Annotated in this window: 17 protein-coding genes; 3 read left to right on the top strand and 14 right to left on the bottom strand. The window is 69.4% G+C overall.

Features of this window, described 5'->3' with window-relative positions; translation table 11 throughout:
• Positions 1–11 precede the first annotated feature (11 nt).
• From AC07EJ_RS37225 to AC07EJ_RS37245, 5 genes are all read right to left on the bottom strand, one after another.
• Complete coding sequence (locus tag AC07EJ_RS37225) at positions 12–1,697, bottom strand: bifunctional uroporphyrinogen-III C-methyltransferase/uroporphyrinogen-III synthase (protein WP_389491138.1); 1,686 nt, start codon at positions 1,695–1,697, stop codon at positions 12–14.
• Complete coding sequence (hemC, locus tag AC07EJ_RS37230) at positions 1,694–2,653, bottom strand: hydroxymethylbilane synthase (RefSeq protein ID WP_389491136.1); 960 nt, start codon at positions 2,651–2,653, stop codon at positions 1,694–1,696. Before hemC ends, AC07EJ_RS37225 begins: the two co-directional genes overlap by 4 nt.
• Positions 2,650–4,017: a glutamyl-tRNA reductase gene (locus AC07EJ_RS37235; RefSeq protein ID WP_393586964.1), complete on the bottom strand. Its 1,368-nt coding sequence runs from the start codon at positions 4,015–4,017 to the stop codon at positions 2,650–2,652. The genes hemC and AC07EJ_RS37235 overlap by 4 nt, the downstream gene beginning before the upstream one ends.
• Positions 4,014–4,787 carry a redox-sensing transcriptional repressor Rex gene (locus tag AC07EJ_RS37240; RefSeq protein ID WP_393586965.1) on the bottom strand — a complete coding sequence of 258 codons (774 nt, stop codon included), beginning with the start codon at positions 4,785–4,787 and terminating at the stop codon, positions 4,014–4,016. Before AC07EJ_RS37240 ends, AC07EJ_RS37235 begins: the two co-directional genes overlap by 4 nt.
• 362 nt (positions 4,788–5,149) lie before the next feature.
• On the bottom strand, positions 5,150–5,437 hold the full coding sequence (locus AC07EJ_RS37245; protein ID WP_326711772.1) for a glutaredoxin family protein: 288 nt from the start codon (positions 5,435–5,437) through the stop codon (positions 5,150–5,152).
• Positions 5,438–5,563: 126 nt separating this feature from the next.
• Between AC07EJ_RS37245 and AC07EJ_RS37250 the strand changes: the two genes are divergently transcribed.
• The 3 genes from AC07EJ_RS37250 (at position 5,564) to AC07EJ_RS37260 (ending at position 9,090) form a co-directional block, all read left to right on the top strand.
• Positions 5,564–6,508: an HAD family hydrolase gene (locus AC07EJ_RS37250; RefSeq protein WP_389491128.1), complete on the top strand. Its 945-nt coding sequence runs from the start codon at positions 5,564–5,566 to the stop codon at positions 6,506–6,508.
• Positions 6,509–6,834: 326 nt separating this feature from the next.
• Positions 6,835–7,626 (top strand): ECF subfamily RNA polymerase sigma factor, BldN family, encoded by a 792-nt coding sequence (locus AC07EJ_RS37255; RefSeq protein ID WP_100599392.1) that lies wholly within the window; start codon positions 6,835–6,837, stop codon positions 7,624–7,626.
• 258 nt (positions 7,627–7,884) lie between these two features.
• Positions 7,885–9,090: a DUF5667 domain-containing protein gene (locus tag AC07EJ_RS37260; RefSeq protein WP_478885917.1), complete on the top strand. Its 1,206-nt coding sequence runs from the start codon at positions 7,885–7,887 to the stop codon at positions 9,088–9,090.
• Between the two features lie 112 nt (positions 9,091–9,202).
• Here AC07EJ_RS37260 and AC07EJ_RS37265 read toward each other — a convergent pair whose 3' ends face one another.
• From AC07EJ_RS37265 to AC07EJ_RS37305, 9 genes are all read right to left on the bottom strand, one after another.
• Entirely contained in the window at positions 9,203–10,261 is a 1,059-nt protein-coding gene (locus tag AC07EJ_RS37265; protein ID WP_389491122.1) for a lysophospholipid acyltransferase family protein, read from the bottom strand.
• 14 nt (positions 10,262–10,275) lie between these two features.
• Entirely contained in the window at positions 10,276–11,337 is a 1,062-nt protein-coding gene (locus tag AC07EJ_RS37270; RefSeq protein ID WP_389491120.1) for an NAD-dependent epimerase/dehydratase family protein, read from the bottom strand.
• 276 nt (positions 11,338–11,613) lie between these two features.
• Positions 11,614–11,712, bottom strand: a complete 99-nt coding sequence (locus AC07EJ_RS37275) for a 30S ribosomal protein bS22 (protein ID WP_003948845.1) — start codon at positions 11,710–11,712, stop codon at positions 11,614–11,616.
• Positions 11,713–11,832: 120 nt separating this feature from the next.
• Entirely contained in the window at positions 11,833–12,045 is a 213-nt protein-coding gene (locus AC07EJ_RS37280; RefSeq protein ID WP_127832639.1) for a helix-turn-helix domain-containing protein, read from the bottom strand.
• A 129-nt stretch (positions 12,046–12,174) separates the two neighbouring features.
• Entirely contained in the window at positions 12,175–12,990 is an 816-nt protein-coding gene (locus AC07EJ_RS37285; RefSeq protein WP_389491118.1) for a phosphatase, read from the bottom strand.
• Between the two features lie 107 nt (positions 12,991–13,097).
• Entirely contained in the window at positions 13,098–14,273 is a 1,176-nt protein-coding gene (locus AC07EJ_RS37290) for an acetoin utilization protein AcuC (protein WP_389491116.1), read from the bottom strand.
• Positions 14,224–15,453 carry an MFS transporter gene (locus tag AC07EJ_RS37295; protein ID WP_478885918.1) on the bottom strand — a complete coding sequence of 410 codons (1,230 nt, stop codon included), beginning with the start codon at positions 15,451–15,453 and terminating at the stop codon, positions 14,224–14,226. Before AC07EJ_RS37295 ends, AC07EJ_RS37290 begins: the two co-directional genes overlap by 50 nt.
• A gap of 126 nt (positions 15,454–15,579) precedes the next feature.
• Positions 15,580–16,308 (bottom strand): VC0807 family protein, encoded by a 729-nt coding sequence (locus tag AC07EJ_RS37300; protein ID WP_393586972.1) that lies wholly within the window; start codon positions 16,306–16,308, stop codon positions 15,580–15,582.
• 136 nt (positions 16,309–16,444) lie between these two features.
• Positions 16,445–17,089: an HAD family hydrolase gene (locus AC07EJ_RS37305; RefSeq protein ID WP_389491109.1), complete on the bottom strand. Its 645-nt coding sequence runs from the start codon at positions 17,087–17,089 to the stop codon at positions 16,445–16,447.
• Positions 17,090–17,188: the final 99 nt, after the last annotated feature.

Consider the following 17,188-nt stretch of genomic DNA (forward strand, 5'->3'; position numbering starts at 1 on the left):
CCATCACAGTCTTACGGCGCCGCGCGCCTGCGACGGGCCCCGGGCCGCCGCTCGCTCGGCCGGGACACAGGATCCCCCGCCTCGAGCGCGGCCGTACGCCGCCTGGCACCGAAGTCGGCCAGCGCCTGCGCCAGCCGGTGCACCGACGGCTCCGGAGACATCACGTCCACGCGCAGCCCGTGCTCCTCGGCGGTCTTGGCCGTCGCGGGGCCGATGCACGCGATCACGGTGACGTTGTGCGGCTTCCCGGCGATACCCACCAGGTTCCGCACGGTCGACGACGACGTGAACAGCACGGCGTCGAAACCGCCGCCCTTGATCGCCTCGCGCGTATCGGCCGGCGGCGGCGACGCCCGCACCGTCCGGTAGGCGGTCACGTCGTCGACCTCCCACCCGAGTTCGATGAGCCCGGCGACGAGCGTCTCGGTGGCGATGTCGGCGCGCGGCAGGAAGACACGGTCGATCGGGTCGAAGACCGGGTCGTACGGCGGCCAGTCCTCGAGGAGACCGGCTGCGGACTGCTCACCGCTCGGCACGAGGTCGGGCTTCACACCGAACGCGATGAGCGCGTTCGCGGTCTGCTCGCCCACCGCGGCGACCTTGATCCCGGCGAAGGCACGGGCATCGAGCCCGTACTCCTCGAACTTCTCGCGCACGGCCTTGACCGCGTTCACCGAGGTGAAGGCGATCCACTCGTAGCGTCCGGTGACGAGGCCCTTGACCGCGCGCTCCATCTGCTGAGGCGTGCGCGGCGGCTCGACGGCGATCGTCGGCACCTCGTGCGGCACGGCACCGTACGAGCTGAGCTGGTCGGAGAGCGACGCCGCCTGCTCCTTGGTACGCGGCACGAGCACCTTCCAGCCGAACAGCGGCTTGGACTCGAACCACGAGAGCTGGTCGCGCTGGGCGGCAGCGGAGCGCTCGCCGACCACGGCTATGACGGGGCGACCGCCCTCCGGGGAGGGCAGCACCTTCGCCTGCTTGAAGGTCTGGGCGATCGTGCCGAGCGTCGCGGACCAGGTCCGCTGGCGCGTCGTCGTACCGGCGACCGTGACGGTCAGCGGGGTGTCCGGCTTGCGGCCCGCCGCGACCAGCTCACCGGCGGCCGCGGCCACCGCGTCGAGCGTCGTCGAGACGACGACCGTGCCGTCGGACGCGCCGACCTCGGTCCAGCAGCGCTCGGAGGCCGTACGGGCGTCGACGAACCGCACGTCCGCGCCCTGCGCGTCCCGCAGCGGAACACCGGCGTACGCGGGCACACCGACGGCCGCCGCGATGCCGGGCACGACCTCGAAGGGGAGCCCGTCGGCCGCACAGGCCAGCATCTCCCCGGCCGCGTAGGTGTCGAGTCCGGGGTCGCCGCTGACGGCACGCACGACCCGCTTGCCGCCCCGCGCGGCCTCCATGACAAGATTGGCGCAGTCCCTCAACGCGGGGACAGAGACGGCAGTTGACGCATCGTCAGCAACCGTCTGCGCCGGTGTGCCCGGGCTCTCCGCGCCGAGGACGGTCACGCCCGCCTTCGCGTGCGTGCGGACGACGTCGAGCACTTCGGGCTCGGCGATCAGCACATCCGCTCGGGCGAGCGCCTCCACGGCGCGCAGCGTCAGTAGTCCTGGATCTCCGGGACCGGCACCGAGGAAGGTGACGTGCCCGGTTGCCCAGGTGGGAGAAGGGTCAGAGGTGGTGGGGCTCAAAGTGCTCGCTCCCCCATCAGACCGGCCGCGCCTTTGGCGAGCATCTCGGCAGCGAGTTCACGACCGAGCGCGAGCGCCTGGTCTTCCGTCTCGGGCACGGGACCGGTGGTGGACAGCTGCACCAGAGCGGAGCCGTCGGTCGTACCGACGACGCCGCGCAGGCGCATTTCGTTGGCAATCTGCCCGTCGGCCAACAGGTCGGCCAGCGCACCCACAGGTGCACTGCAACCGGCCTCCAGGGCGGCGAGCAGGGATCGCTCGGCGGTCACGGCGACTCGTGTGAACGAGTCGTCGAGCTCTCCGAGCACGGCGGCGAGGTCCGCGTCGGACGCGGCACACTCGATCGCCAGGGCCCCCTGGCCGGGGGCGGGCAGAACAGTGTCGACCGCGAGGAAGTCCGTCACTTCCCCGATGCGGCCGATCCGGTTCAGTCCGGCGGCGGCGAGCACGACGGCGTCGAGCTCCCCGTTGTGCACGTAACCGACGCGGGTGTCGATGTTCCCGCGGATCGGCACGGTCTCTATGTGCATGCCGTGGCTGCGCGCGAACGCGTTCAGCTGCGACATGCGGCGCGGCGAACCGGTACCGATGCGCGCTCCCTTCGGGAGCTGCGCGAGGGTCAGTCCGTCGCGGGCGACGAGTACGTCGCGCGGGTCCTCGCGCAGCGGCACGGCCGCCAGCGTGAGGCCCGGGTGGGGCGTGGTCGGCAGGTCCTTGAGGGAGTGCACGGCGAAGTCGACGTCGCCGCGCAGCAGCGCCTCGCGCAGCGCCACGACGAACACACCGGTGCCGCCGATCTGCGCCAGCTGCTCGCGGGACGTGTCGCCGTACGTGGTGATCTCGACCAGCTCGACGGGCCGTCCCGTCACCTGCCGTACGGTCTCGGCCACGCGCCCGGACTGGGCCATGGCGAGCTTGCTGCGCCTGGTCCCGAGCCTGAGTGCCCTGTCCGTCATGATGCCCGGCCTCGATTCTTGGCTACCGGCTCGTTCAGCTCGTTCAGATCGGCCCGCGAGACGGCGGCGACCGCCTCCGGGTCAAGGTCGAAAAGGGTCCGCAGCGCGTCCGCGTATCCGGCACCGCCGGGCTCGGCGGCCAGCTGCTTGACCCGTACGGTCGGCGCGTGCAGGAGCTTGTCCACGACGCGCCGCACGGTCTGGGTGATCTCCGCGCGCTGCTTCTCGTCGAGCTCCGGCAGGCGCCCGTCGAGCCGCGTGATCTCGCCGGCGACCACGTCGGCGGCCATCGTGCGCAGGGCGACGACGGTCGGCGTGATGGTCGCGGCACGCTGAGCGGCGCCGAACGCGGCGACCTCGTCGGAGACGATGCCCCGCACCTGGTCCACGTCGGCCGCCATCGGAGCGTCGGCCGAGGCCTGTGCAAGCGACTCGATGTCGACGAAGCGCACGCCGGCGATGCGGTGCGCGGCGCCGTCGATGTCACGCGGCATCGCGAGGTCGAGCAGCGAGAGACCGTCCGTACGTCCCTCGGTGGCGCGCAGGATCTCGGCCTCGGTCAGGACGAGCCCGGTCGCTCCGGTGCAGGAGACGACGACATCGGCACGTGTCAGTTCGTCGCCGACGGCGTCCATGGGAACCGCTCGCGCGGTCACCCCCGTGCCGCCGGGCTCGCTCAGGATCTGTGCGAGCCGCTCGGCGCGCTCCAGCGTGCGGTTGGCGACGACGACCTCGGCGACCCCGGCGCGCGCGAGCGTCGCCGCGGCCAGCGAGGACATCGAGCCGGCGCCGATCACCAGGGCGCGCTTGTCCTTGGCCCATACGTCGACGGGTCGCCCGGCGGCCAGCTGTTCGAGGCCGAACGTGACCAGGGACTGGCCGGCGCGGTCGATCCCCGTCTCCGAGTGGGCCCGCTTGCCGACCCGCAGGGCCTGCTGGAACAGGTCGTTGAGCAGGCGGCCCGCGGTGTGCAGCTCCTGGGAGCGCGCGAGCCCGTCCTTGATCTGGCCGAGGATCTGGCCCTCGCCCACGACCATCGAGTCCAGCCCGCACGCCACCGAGAAGAGGTGGTGGACGGCCCGGTCCTCGTAGTGCACATAAAGATAAGGAGTGAGCTCCTCGAGACCGACGCCGCTGTGCTGGGCGAGCAGCGTCGAGAGCTCGGCGACACCCGCGTGGAACTTGTCCACGTCGGCGTACAGCTCGATGCGGTTGCACGTCGAGAGCACCGAGGCCTCGACGGCGGGCTCAGCGGCGAGCGTGTCCTGGAGCAGCTTCGCCTGGGCGTCCGCGGAGAGCGCCGCGCGTTCGAGGACGCTCACGGGGGCGCTGCGGTGGCTCAGGCCTACGACGAGGAGACTCATGCCGGCATCACGGCGGGGACGTCCCCGTCGGGTCCCTTACGGGCCGGCTTCGCCGCGGTGGCGGCCGGGGTCTCGGTGCCGGCTTCCTCCATCGCGTCGTCCTGGCCCTCGCCGGCCTTGCGCTGCTCGTGGAAGGCGAGGATCTGGAGCTCGATGGAGAGGTCGACCTTGCGCACGTCGACGCCGTCCGGAACGGTCAGGACGGTCGGCGCGAAGTTGAGGATCGAGGTGACACCGGCGGCGACGAGCCGGTCGCAGACCTGCTGGGCCGCGCCCGCGGGGGTCGCGATGACGCCGATGGAGACGCCGTTGTCGTCGATGATCTTCTCGAGGTCGTCGGCGTGCTGCACGGACATGCCCGCGACGGACTTGCCGGTCATCGCCGGGTCGGCGTCGATCAGGGCGGCGACACGGAAGCCGCGGGAGGCGAAACCGCCGTAATTGGCCAGGGCGGCGCCGAGGTTACCGATACCGACCATCACGATCGGCCAGTCCTGGGTGAGGCCGAGTTCGCGGGAGATCTGGTAGACGAGGTACTCGACGTCGTAGCCCACACCGCGGGTGCCGTAGGAGCCGAGGTACGAGAAGTCCTTGCGCAGCTTCGCGGAGTTGACCCCCGCGGCGGCCGCGAGCTCCTCGGAGGAAACCGTGGGAACCGAGCGTTCCGACAGGCCGGTGAGGGCCCGGAGGTACAGCGGAAGGCGGGCGACGGTGGCCTCGGGAATTCCTCGGCTGCGGGTCGCCGGTCGGTGAGTTCGGCCAGTTGCCACGGTGCTCCTGCGGGTAGAGCGGGGCTGCGGGCGGTCGTACGTCCCAGGACCGCCCCGTCGAATGCAGGCTATGTCTTTGTGAACGCGTGCACAAAGATGGTGTCCGATTTGCCCGGGCAACGTGACCGGGGTCACGCGCCCCTGGCGCGCGCATATGGAACCGGCGCGCAAGCCGCTTCGTTGCCTGCTTGAAGGGGGCAAAACCGCACACTCTCCTCTACGATCCGCGCCCCCGAGACCAAACCGCCCCCGATCCTAAGCGACTTTCCGGACCACTTGGACTGCCCGGTCAGTGACGGTCGCTACTCCCCCGCGGACCACCGGCGAACCACCGGCGGATCCACAGGCGGACCATCGACGGATCAGCCCGTCAGCGCACGCCGAAGTCGATCTTCGTTCACCTTCCAGAAGTCATGCTGTGCTCCGTCCACGAGCACCACGGGGATCTGCTCCCAGTACAAGCGGTACAACTCCTCGTCCTGGGTGATGTCCTTCTTCTCCCAGGACGCGCCGAGCTCGCCGCACACCTTCTCGATCACCTCCTGCGCGTCGTCGCACAGATGACAGCCCGGCTTCCCGACCAGGGTGACCAGACGCTCCTCGGGGCTCTTCTTCTCGCTCCGGCGAAAAATGGGGCTCATACCGGCCATTCTCGTCCCGTCGGCGCCTCCCGGCGCACCTCTCCCGCCACTTGTTTAACGGCTCGGTCGCAGAGAGTTCACAGCGCCGAATCCTCGCGACACGGAACCACCGAACAAACTGGCTATGCTCACGGCATGGCCGCTCTCGGATGGCTCACACCCCGTAGGCGCTCCGCCACCGCGCGGAGCGTATTGGCTGGCGAGGCCTCGGCCGAGGCCGCCCGCAAGTCGTCGCAAGAGCTGGAACAGCTCGGCGAGGCGACACAGCCCGACGAAGGCACTCCTGAAACGGAGTTCCCTGTCGTCGGCGACGACAGAGCCGCCGCCTTCTTCGACCTGGACAACACCGTCATGCAGGGCGCCGCGATCTTCCACTTCGGCCGCGGCCTCTACAAGCGGAAGTTCTTCCAGCGCCGCGAGCTGGTCAAGTTCGGCTGGCAGCAGGCCTGGTTCAGGATCGCCGGGGTCGAGGACCCCGAGCACATGCAGGACGCCCGCGACAGCGCGCTGTCCATCGTCAAGGGCCACCGCGTCGCCGAGCTGATGTCCATCGGCGAGGAGATCTACGACGAGTACATGGCCGAGCGCATCTGGCCCGGCACCCGCGCCCTCGCCCAGGCGCACCTGGACGCGGGACAGAAGGTGTGGCTCGTCACCGCGGCCCCCGTGGAGACCGCGACGATCATCGCCCGCCGACTCGGCCTGACCGGCGCCCTCGGCACGGTCGCCGAGTCCGTCGGCGGCGTCTACACGGGCAAGCTCGTCGGCGAACCCCTGCACGGCCCCGCGAAGGCCGAGGCCGTCCGCGCGCTCGCCGCGGCCGAGGGCCTCGACCTGGGCCGCTGCGCCGCGTACAGCGACTCGCACAACGACATCCCGATGCTGTCGCTCGTGGGACATCCCTACGCGATCAATCCGGACACCAAACTGCGCAAGCACGCACGCGAACGTGACTGGCGGCTGCGCGACTACCGCACGGGCCGCAAGGCCGCGAAGGTCGGCATCCCGGCCGCGGCGGGAGTCGGCGCACTGGCCGGCGGCACGGCCGCCGCGGTCGCCCTGCACCGCCGTCGCCGCTGACCCGCGGCGCTCCCGGGCACGAGCGCCAATCGCATCCCCTTACCCCCGCACGGCTCCCGCCAGTCCCGTTGGTTCAACTCGGCCACAACACGCCCCGCGCTCAGACGGAACATGACCTAATCCGATCAACAAGCGGTCACTCTCCGGTACTTGAACCGACTCCTTTCAGTTACGGAAGCGACGTAATCGGTGATTTGAGCAACTGGGTGTAGCGCTCCCTGCACGAAGCGTTATTCTCCTCAGACGCAAACCGGTACCCACACGTCAACACGACGAGTGAACGGTCCCGCACTGCACGTGATGGAAGCTCTGCCTCTGGGAGTCCCGTGTACCCACACGTCGGGGTTGACGCCTCGGGCCTGGCTACGCTGCGCGCAACGGTCTCCGACCGCTTGCGCGGCTTCGTCCCCACCGCGTACGCCGTCCCCGCCCTCGCCGTCGCGGCACCCGCCGCGAACGGCCCTACCGGTCCTTGCTATGCCCTTGCCGACGGGAGCACCACGGTAGGAAGACGAGCCCGCTCAGGTTCCGCCGGTACGTCCACCGCACGCCGCCCCGCCGCGGACAGCGACAGCGCCCGCATGATGGATCTCGTCGAGCGCGCCCAGGCGGGCGAGGCCGACGCGTTCGGCCGTCTCTACGACCAGTACAGCGACACCGTCTACCGCTACATCTACTACCGCGTCGGCGGGAAGGCGACGGCCGAGGACCTCACCAGCGAGACCTTCCTGCGGGCCCTGCGCCGCATCGGCACATTCACCTGGCAGGGCCGGGACTTCGGCGCCTGGCTGGTCACGATCGCGCGGAACCTGGTCGCCGACCACTTCAAGTCGAGCCGTTTCCGCCTGGAAGTGACCACCGGCGAAATGCTCGACGCGAACGAGGTCGAGCGCAGCCCCGAGGACTCCGTCCTGGAGTCCCTGTCGAACGCGGCCCTGCTCGACGCGGTGCACCGGCTCAACCCCCAGCAGCAGGAGTGCGTGACCCTGCGCTTCCTCCAGGGCCTCTCGGTCGCCGAGACGGCCAAGGTGATGGGCAAGAACGAGGGCGCGATCAAGACCCTCCAGTACCGCGCCGTACGCACCCTGGCGCGCCTGCTCCCGGACGACGCCCGTTAGTGACCCGGTGGGGCCCACCCCACCCCCCGCGTCGCTCCGTATCCGTCAACTCACCTTCCGTGAGGGGCAGATGGGATCGCGGTCCGATCATCCGCCGTCCGTAACCCAAGTGCCGCGTCGCTCGTTATGCGGGATGCAGGCTCCCTGTGGTCACTCCCCGACTGCTTCCACTCACTCGATCGTGTGGAAGTGCTCAGGGCGTGCAACCCTCAGGACCCCCTGGGGAGTCGACCGTCATGACGAGAGGAGGTGCCGCCAGTGATCGCGAACGTATCGGCACACCGGCGGGCGAACGCCTTCGCCCAGGCCCTGGAGGAGCAGTCCGACCGGGAAGCTGCGGCCGTACAGCACGAAGAGCCCCCCGCCGAACAAGGCGAGCAGGGCAAGCTGTTGGCGCTGGCGACCGGGCTGGACGAGCTGCCCAAGCCTGGGCTTGACCCCGAGGTCAAGGTGGTTCAACGAGCCCAGCTCGTGGCCGCCATGGAGGCCATGCTGCTCGAAGGCACGGCTGCGGGAGGTGCAGGCCCAGGCCCTTCCGTGCCCGAGCAGCGCGCGCGCAAGGGCGCTCACCGGGCGAGCCCGCTGCGGAAGTTGCGACCCCGCTCACGCCTGTCCAAGGGCATCGCGGCCGGCGGCCTCACCGTCGGTGTCGCCGCGGGAGCCTTCGGCGGCGTCGCCGCTGCCAGCTCCGACGCCCTCCCCGGTGACCACCTCTACGGACTGAAACGCGGGATGGAGGACCTGAAACTGGGCATGGCCGACGGCGATTCCGACCGCGGCCGGATCTATCTCGACCAGGCCTCCACCCGCCTCAGCGAAGCGCGCCGGCTCATGGAGCGCGGCCGCAGCGGACAGCTCGACCACGAGTCCCTCGGCGAAGTCAGACGCACGCTCTCCGGCGTCCAGTACGACGCCTCCGAGGGCCACCGCCTGCTCCTCGAGGCCTACCGCAGGGACGGCTCGCTCGGCCCCATCCAGGCCCTGTCGTCGTTCTCCCAGTCCCACCGCGAGAACTGGGACGCACTGCGCGACCGCCTGCCCGTACAACTCGGCGACGTGGGCGAACAGGTCAGCTCGGTCTTCGACGCCATAGACCAAGAGGTCGATCCGCTGCGGTCCCTGCTACCGCAGGCCCCCGCAAAGGACGGCCGCACCGGCGGACAGCCCGGCATCCACGACAGGACGCCCGGTTCCTCCGGCGACGACCGCTCCACCCCGACAGCCGGCGGAGCGTCGGGCGCCCACCAGGACAGCTCGGGCAAACCCCGCCCGTCCTCCTCCGGCACCCACGACGACGGCCTCCTCGGCGACACCACCGGCGGCCTCCTCGACCCACCCCAGGACGACACCAGCCCCACGCCGTCCGAAGGCAAACACACCACCCCGAAGCCCGACGTCACGCTCCCGCCCCTCCTCCCAGGCCTGCTGCCCGGCCTGGGAATCGACAGCGAGGACGCGGACTAGTCACTTCGTCGCGTGTTACGTGAAGGGGCGGCCACCGGACCTGGTGGCCGCCCCCTCTACGTAAGCCCCGGGCGGGAACTCCTCAGCCCCGGGCGGGAACTCCTCACAAGACTCAGAAGAACACCGACCGCCGCTGCACCAGCAGCTTGTACAGCGTGTGCTGGATCTGTTCCCTCACCTGATCCGTCAGGTTGAACATCAGCATCGGATCCTCGGCCGCCTCCGGCGGAAAGCCGTCCGTCGGGATCGGCTCGCCGAACTGGATCGTCCACTTCGTCGGCAACGGCACCGCACCCAGCGGACCGAGCCACGGGAACGTCGGCGTGATCGGGAAATACGGGACACCAAGCAGCCGCGCCAGGGTCTTCGCGTTGCCGACCATCGGGTAGATCTCCTCCGCCCCGACGATCGAGCACGGCACGATCGGCGTCCCGGCGCGCAACGCCGTCGAGACGAACCCGCCACGCCCGAACCGCTGGAGCTTGTACCGCTCGCTGAACGGCTTGCCGATGCCCTTGAACCCCTCCGGCATCACCCCGACCAGCTCACCCCGCTCCAGGAGCCGCTGCGCGTCCTCCGCGCAGGCCAGCGTGTGACCGGCCTTGCGCGCCAGCTCGTTGACCACCGGCAGCATGAACACGAGGTCCGCGGCCAGGAGCCGCAGATGCCGGTTCTGCGGATGGTTGTCGTGCACGGCGACCTGCAGCATCACGCCGTCCAGCGGCAGCGTCCCCGAGTGGTTGGCGACGATCAGCGCACCGCCGTCCGCAGGGATGTTCTCGATGCCCTTCACCTCGACCCGGAAGTACTTCTCGTACAGGGGCCGCATCAGGGACATCAGGACCTGGTCGGTGAGTTCCTTGTCGTAGCCGAACTCGTCGACGTCGTAATCGCCCGTCAGGCGCCGCCGCAGGAACGCGAGGCCGCCCGCGATGCGCCGGTCCAGGCCGCCGCCGGCCTGCGGTCGCTCCCGCGGCTCCGACTCCCGCGCAGCGGCGGGCGGTGACGGCTCGTCGTCCTGCTGCCCCGGCAGCGGCGCGACCTCGCGTACGGCAGTGGGCTCGCCCTTGCGCCGGACGCTCGCGCCACGGCGGCGCGGAACCACCTTGCCGTTGCCGGCGCCTGCGCGCGAGCGGTCGTCGTCGAACGGAATGACCTTGGCGTCCGCCATCGTTGATGCGCTCCTCAGCTGGCGCTCTGCGTCGGGGGGTGACCGCCGCCTAGGAAGGGCAGCGAGGCGATCCGGTCCACGGCACCCGCGACGGCCTCGGGCGGCAGAAGTCCGGGCCCGCGGCCGCGGACGAACTCCGCGAAGGTCTCCGCCGTCGTGTACTCGGGCCGATAGCCCAGTGTCTCGCGCATCTGGGCCGTCGACACGACCCGACCGTGCGTGAGCAGCCTGACCTGCTCGGGCGAGAAGTCCGTCGCGCCCAGCGTACGCAGCGCCGATCCCACCCAGGTCACGGCCGGCAGGAACACCGGCACCGTGGGTCGCCCGAGCCGGCGCGAGCACTGCGACAGCAGCAGCACCCCGTCACCGGCGATATTGAACGTGCCGCTGTTGAGCGTCCCCCGCGCCGGATCGTGCGACGCAATCCGCAGCACCTCGATGACATCGTCCTCGTGCACGAACTGCAGCCGCGGGTCGTAGCCGAGGACCGTCGGGAGCACCGGCAGCGAGAAGTACTGGGCGAGCGGCGAATCGGCGGCGGGACCGAGGATGTTCGCGAACCGCAGGACGCACACCGCGACGTCGGGCCGGCGCCGGGCGAACCCGCGCACATAGCCCTCGACCTCCACGGTGTCCTTGGCGAACCCGCCGCTGGGCAGCGACTTGGGCGGCGTCGTCTCGGTGAACACGGCCGGATCGCGCGGCGCGGACCCGTACACGTTCGTACTGGACTTCACCACGAGCCGCTTGACCGCCGGCGACTTCTGGCAGGCGCCGAGCAGCTGCATCGTGCCGATGACGTTGGTCTCCTTGACGGAGCCCCGTCCGCCGCTGGCCAGCGGAGTGCCCGTGACATCCAGGTGGACGACCGTGTCGACGGAGTGCTCGGCGAGCACCCGGGCGATCGCGGGCTGCCTTATGTCCGCCTGGAGGAAATCGGCTCCCCCCAGATGATGCGAAGGCGCCACCGCGTCCACGCCGATCACCCGGTCCACATCGGGATCACGCTGGATGCGTCGTACGAAACGGCCCCCGAGCTGCCGGGCCACCCCGGTCACGAGCACGACCTTGCCCAAGATCAGCGCCTACCTTCCGTCGCCAGCCCTGCCGCGCCCCAGTTCCGCACCGCCTGGCTCTCGCCGCCACGTTAGCGGGTCGATGTTGCGCTGTGATGACCGCGCGATGCAGGAAGTGACGACAGCCACAGACGTACGTACAGACCGAGGTCGCCGGGGCGTGGCCCTACGCTCCCACACAACCCCGCGAAAGCGGCCCCATAAGGGCCGTGGAACGACTGTGGCCCCTCCACCGGACGGTGGAGGGGCCACAGAGCGCGCTGATGCAGCGGTCGCTTACTTCTTGTTGCGACGCTGCACGCGGGTGCGCTTCAGCAGCTTGCGGTGCTTCTTCTTGGCCATCCGCTTACGCCGCTTCTTAATAACAGAGCCCACGACTACCCTCGCTCACTTCTCTTCACTCGGTGCGGGGCGTCTGGGCCCACACGACCTACGTCGGCCTAGCCTACCCGGCCCAGCGCTGAGCCTGTAATCGAGGGATCCCGAAGGATGCCGTCAGGCTGTCCCCACCCCCACGTAGGACTCGCGGAGGTACTCGTGAACCGCTTGTTCCGGGACTCGGAAAGACCTTCCGACCCGAATCGCGGGCAGATGACCACTGTGCACCAGCCGGTACACGGTCATCTTCGAGACTCGCATCACCGAGGCGACTTCCGCCACGGTCAGGAACTGCACCTCGTTCAGAGGCCTACTCTCACCAGCAGCCATGACACACCTGAACCTTCCGCACTCGACGGTCACCGGCTTCCCCTTCCGGTGACTCAACGTCGTTGCGTGCTCACTCCCCAGACTAGGGGCGTGTGGTGCGAGTGGGGAAGAGGAGCAGCGGATGGCCCGCTACTGTGACAGACACGCTCGATTGAGTACATAGCGAGTAAGCGGTCGGTAGTAATCAGACCGCACAGCGTCATCAAGCGGAACGACTAGGGACACCTGCCCCTCGGCCTCCCCCACGAACAACGCGGGATCGTCCGTATCCGCCAGCCCGATCGCATCGAACCCCAACTGACCTGCACCGCAGACCCATCCATGGTCACCCACGACCAGCCCCGGCAGCGGCCCCCCGGCCTGCGCGGCGGCCGCGAGCACCGTGCGAACCGGGAGGGGTGAGTGGGTATGTGCGCCGGTCTCACCCCCCGGCTCACGCGCGCCGGGTTCCCGCACCAGTGCGACTCCACGGACGTAGTCGAGGTCGTACGTACGTAGGCCGAACCGGGTCGTTATGTCGACACTCTTACCCTGCGCCGGGGTGAGGACGGGACATCCTGCCGCCGACAGGGCGTCCGCCAACGCGGCGTAGAAACCGAGGAGTCGGTGCGGGTGACCCGTCCCGAAAAGCACCGGGACACGCCCCCGCGCGGCCTCACCGAGCCGCTTCGCGAACGCGTCGAGCGCCGCCAGCGTCCGCTCCGGGTCGATGACGTCGCACCCCGAGGTGTCCTCCGGATCGCCCGACACCCCGCACTTGTCCGCCATCAGAGCGAGCAGATCCCGCTGCCCCCAGCTCCACTCGGGGTCGAGGCCCAGAAGTATCCGGGGATCCCTGGCCGCGAAGAGCCGATAGCTGCGCAGACTCACCTCACGGGAGGTCGCCACGGGCCCGGCCAGATGGGCAGCCAGCAGATGCGCACGCAACGCTCCGGTGCTCAACACCCGTGTGATGCTGGCGCATTGGGGTCCCTGCCACCCCTAAAACCCTGAAAACACCCCACACTTGGCGTAACGCCCCGTACTCTCACCGGCCGCCCGCCACCCCACCACTACGGCAACAGCCCCCGTAGCGGGAACACCGAACGCCGCGTCGCCAGAACCGCCTGGTCGAGCCGGTCCGCCGGGTCGTACCCCGCCTCCCACTCCTGGTACGAGACCGGCCACCGCCCGTCCGTCATCCGCGTCGGAGCCAACTGCCTGGTCCTCGCGAACACTTCCTGCCGCCAGCTCTCCGGCACCACCGTCTCGGGCGCCACCTCATGCCCCGCGGCGATCCCCACCAGATGCGACCAGGACCGCGGCACCACGTCCACGACCGCGTACCCGCCACCGCCGAGCGCGACCCAACGCCCGTCAGCATGCTCGTGCGCCAGCTCATGACAGGCGACCTGCACGGCCCGCTGCGCATCGAGCGAGACCGCCAGATGCGCCAGCGGGTCCTCGAAGTGCGTATCGGCGCCGTGCTGCGTCACCAGCACCTGCGGCCTGAACTCCGCCAGCAGCTCGGGCACTACGGCATGAAAAGCCCGCAGCCACCCCGCGTCCCCGGTCCCCGCAGGCAGCGCCACATTGACCGCCGACCCCTCCGCGGGACCGCCGGCCCCCGTCTCCTCCGGCCATCCGGTCTGCGGAAACAGCGTCCGCGGATGCTCGTGCAGCGAAATGGTGAGCACCCGCGGGTCCTCCCAGAACGCCGCCTGTACGCCGTCCCCGTGATGCACGTCCACATCCACGTACGCGACCCGCTCTGCACCCAGCTCCAGGAGACGAGCGACGGCCAGTGCCGCGTCGTTGTAGATGCAGAACCCGGAAGCGCCCCCGGGCATGGCATGGTGCAGCCCGCCCGCAAAGTTCACCGCGTGCAGTGCCTCACCGCGCCACACGGCCTCCGCCGCGCCCACGGACTGGCCGGCGATCAGCGCCGACACCTCGTGCATTCCGGCGAAGGCCGGATCGTCGACCGTTCCCAGCCCGTAGGCCCCGTCCGCCGAAGCCGGATCGGCGGACGCGGCCTTGACCGCCTCCACATAGTCCTCGCGGTGCACGAGCCGCAGCGTCGAGTCACCCGCCCGCTTGGCGGCGACGACCTCCACCTCGCGATCGAGCCCAAGAGCCCCGACGAGACTTCTCGTCAGGGCCAGCCGAACCGGATCCATCGGGTGATCCGGGCCGAAGTCATAGCCCGTTACTGCCTCGTCCCACATCAGCTGTGCGCGGCCGCTCATGTCCGTCACCGTATCGGTCCGCTCCAGGGGCGAAAGACCGGGCGTACACGAGTGTCACGAGCACCAACACCATGGGAACGAGCATCGCCCCCCGGTAGTTCCACGCATCACCCAGAGCACCCACAAGCGGCGAACCGATCAGAAATCCCACATAGTTGAAGACATTCAGCCGGGCAATCGCCGAATCCGAAGCGTTCGGGCCGTAATTCTCAAAAGCGTGCCTGCCCGCCGCGGCGAACGTCTGCGGCACGATCACGCACAACCCGAGCCCCAGCAGCGTGAACCCGAGCATCCCCACCCAGGGCCCCGGCGCCACCGCCACGACCGCGAACCCGAGCGCCGCCACCACGGCCCCGAACCGCACCACCAGGACCGCCCCGAACCGCCGAACCCCAAGGTCCCCGAGCGCCCGCCCCACCAGTGTCATGACCATGTAGACGTTGTACGGAACCGTCGACAACTGCTCCGAACTGCCCAGCACGTCCTGGAGGTACTTCGCACTCCAGTTGGAGACCGTCGAGTCCCCGATGTACGCGAACGTCATCACCAGACACAGCGGCAACAGCAGCTTGAACACCACCGGCCCACCCGCGGCGCCCTTCGCACCCTCACCCGCGCCGCTCTCCCCGTCGACGTACCAGCGACTGCCCACGAACGCCGCCGGCAACAACAGCACGACCACCGGCAGATACGACACGAACAGCGAGAGATCCCAGTGCGCCCCCACCCACGCGAGCGACGCCCCTACGATCCCGCCGAGGCTGTACGCCGCGTGAAACCCGAGCATGATGCTGCGCCCGTACGCCCGCTGCAGGCTCACCCCGAGCATGTTCATGGACGCGTCCAGCGCACCCACCGCGAGGCCGAACGCCCCCAGTGCCAGGGCTACTTGCCACAGCGCGTCCCCCGCTCCGGCCCCGAGCAGCGCGAGCAGCACGACCGGCTGCGACCACCGCAGGACCCGGCTGGGCCGTACCCGCTTGACCAGCTTCTCGGTACACACGCTCCCGACCCCGGCCAGGATCGGCACCGCCGCGAGAAAGACGGGCAACAGCCCATCCGATATGCCGTACTGATCCTGAATCGCCGGTATTCGAGTCACCAGGAGCGCGAACGCGGCACCCTGCACAAAGAAACTGAAAGCCAGCGAACCTCTGCCACGCCGCAGCACTTCTGTCATGGCCGCACAGCGTATGCCCCAGATCTACCGGTGGGTAGATGGATCTCGATGCATCTCGAACGAAAGTTCCCGGCCGCCGTCATCGGGCGACCGGGAAGAGGGCGTGCTGCGGGCACTGAGGAGGTGTCAGGCGACGCGCTCCACCTGAGCCCGACGACTCCCCAGCTCCCCCTCCACCATCCGCTCCATCGGCCCCACGGCCAGACGCCCGCTGACCCGGATGGCCAGGACCACGGCGCCCGCCATGATCACATTGCCGAGCCAGACCATGGTGCCGACCGGCAGCGTGTACGCCCCCGCGATCCGCACCACGCACTCGGTGACCAGCGCCAGACCCCACACCGCCGTGAACGTCCGCTCGGTCCGCACGAAGCGCCCCGGCCCCGCCGACAGCCGCTCCCACGCCGCGGTCCGCTCGGCATCCCCCTTGGTCACGAAGGGCTTGAGCGCGGACGTGAGGAGCGGCTTGCCGACCACGACCGACACCAGCATCGAGATGCCCACGACACTGCTGACCCCACTGTCCTTGGCCAGCATCAGCCGCGGATCACCGGTCACCGTGCTCAGCAACAGCCCCACCATGTTCACGAAGAGGATGACCGCGGCCAGCACATTGAGCCGCCGCTCCCGCAGCACCCCCCACACAGTCCGCAGCGCCGGCAGCACACTGCTCCACCCCAGGGCGGCCAGCGTGCTCATGCCGAACCCCTTGCTCAGCACGTAGTACGAGGCCATCGGCAGAACCACGTCCACGACCAGCGGCTTGAGACTTCCCAGGAGGGCCGCGCGGTCGTTCTGCGGGGCGCCGGCCGCCTCAGCGGCCTTGACCGGTGTCTGTGCAACGAGCTGGCTCATGATCGGGTTCCCTCCGTCGTCACTGTGTACGTCCCGTTCTCGATGTACTCAGCTTCGTGGAGGCCCCCCTCCGCCCAACAGAAACGATCGTCCGGAGCTCGCGGTGACAAATGTCAGGGCGGTCCGTACAGGGATGTCATGTGAGCAGGTCAGGCAACTTCCGCATGTCACCGAACAGTTCGGTGGCCGCGCTCAACCGGTTCGCGGGCGTCATGGCCGTGAACCCGTAGACGTCCATCCCGGCGGCCAAGGCCGCCTGGACACCGAGCGGGCTGTCCTCCACGACCGCGCACTTCTCCGGTGCCACGCCCATGCGCTGGGCCGCGTGGAGGAAGAGATCCGGCGCCGGCTTCCCCCGCCCGACATCCTGCGAACTGAAGATCCGCCCGTCATCGAACCACTTGTCGTGCCCGGTCTTGCGGTGCCCGACGCGGATCCGCTCGTGACTCCCCGAGGAGGCCACGCAGTACGGCACTCCATCGGCGGCCAGCTTCTCCAGGACCTCCCCGGCCCCGGGCACGGGTTCCAGTTCCCGCTCGAAGGCGGCGAACACCCGCCCATGAAAAACATCGTCGAAGTCCTCGGGCAGCCGCTGCCCGGTCCGCTTCTCCACAAGGTCGTGCACCCGGTGCATGGCAGCGCCCATGTAGTCCCTGACGGATTCCTCGTACGAGGTGGGGTGTCCGAGTTCGGTGAGATAGCCGGCGAGAAGCTTGTTGGAGATCGGCTCGCTGTCGACGAGAACGCCGTCATTATCGAAGATGACCAAGTCGTATCGCATAGCTCGACCCTAAACGCAGAAAACCCCCGTAACAGGATTCTCATCCGTTACGGGGGTTTTCTTCAAAAATAGTTCGGCGGCGTCCTACTCTCCCACAGG

The organism is Streptomyces sp. NPDC045026 (genome assembly GCF_056432625.1).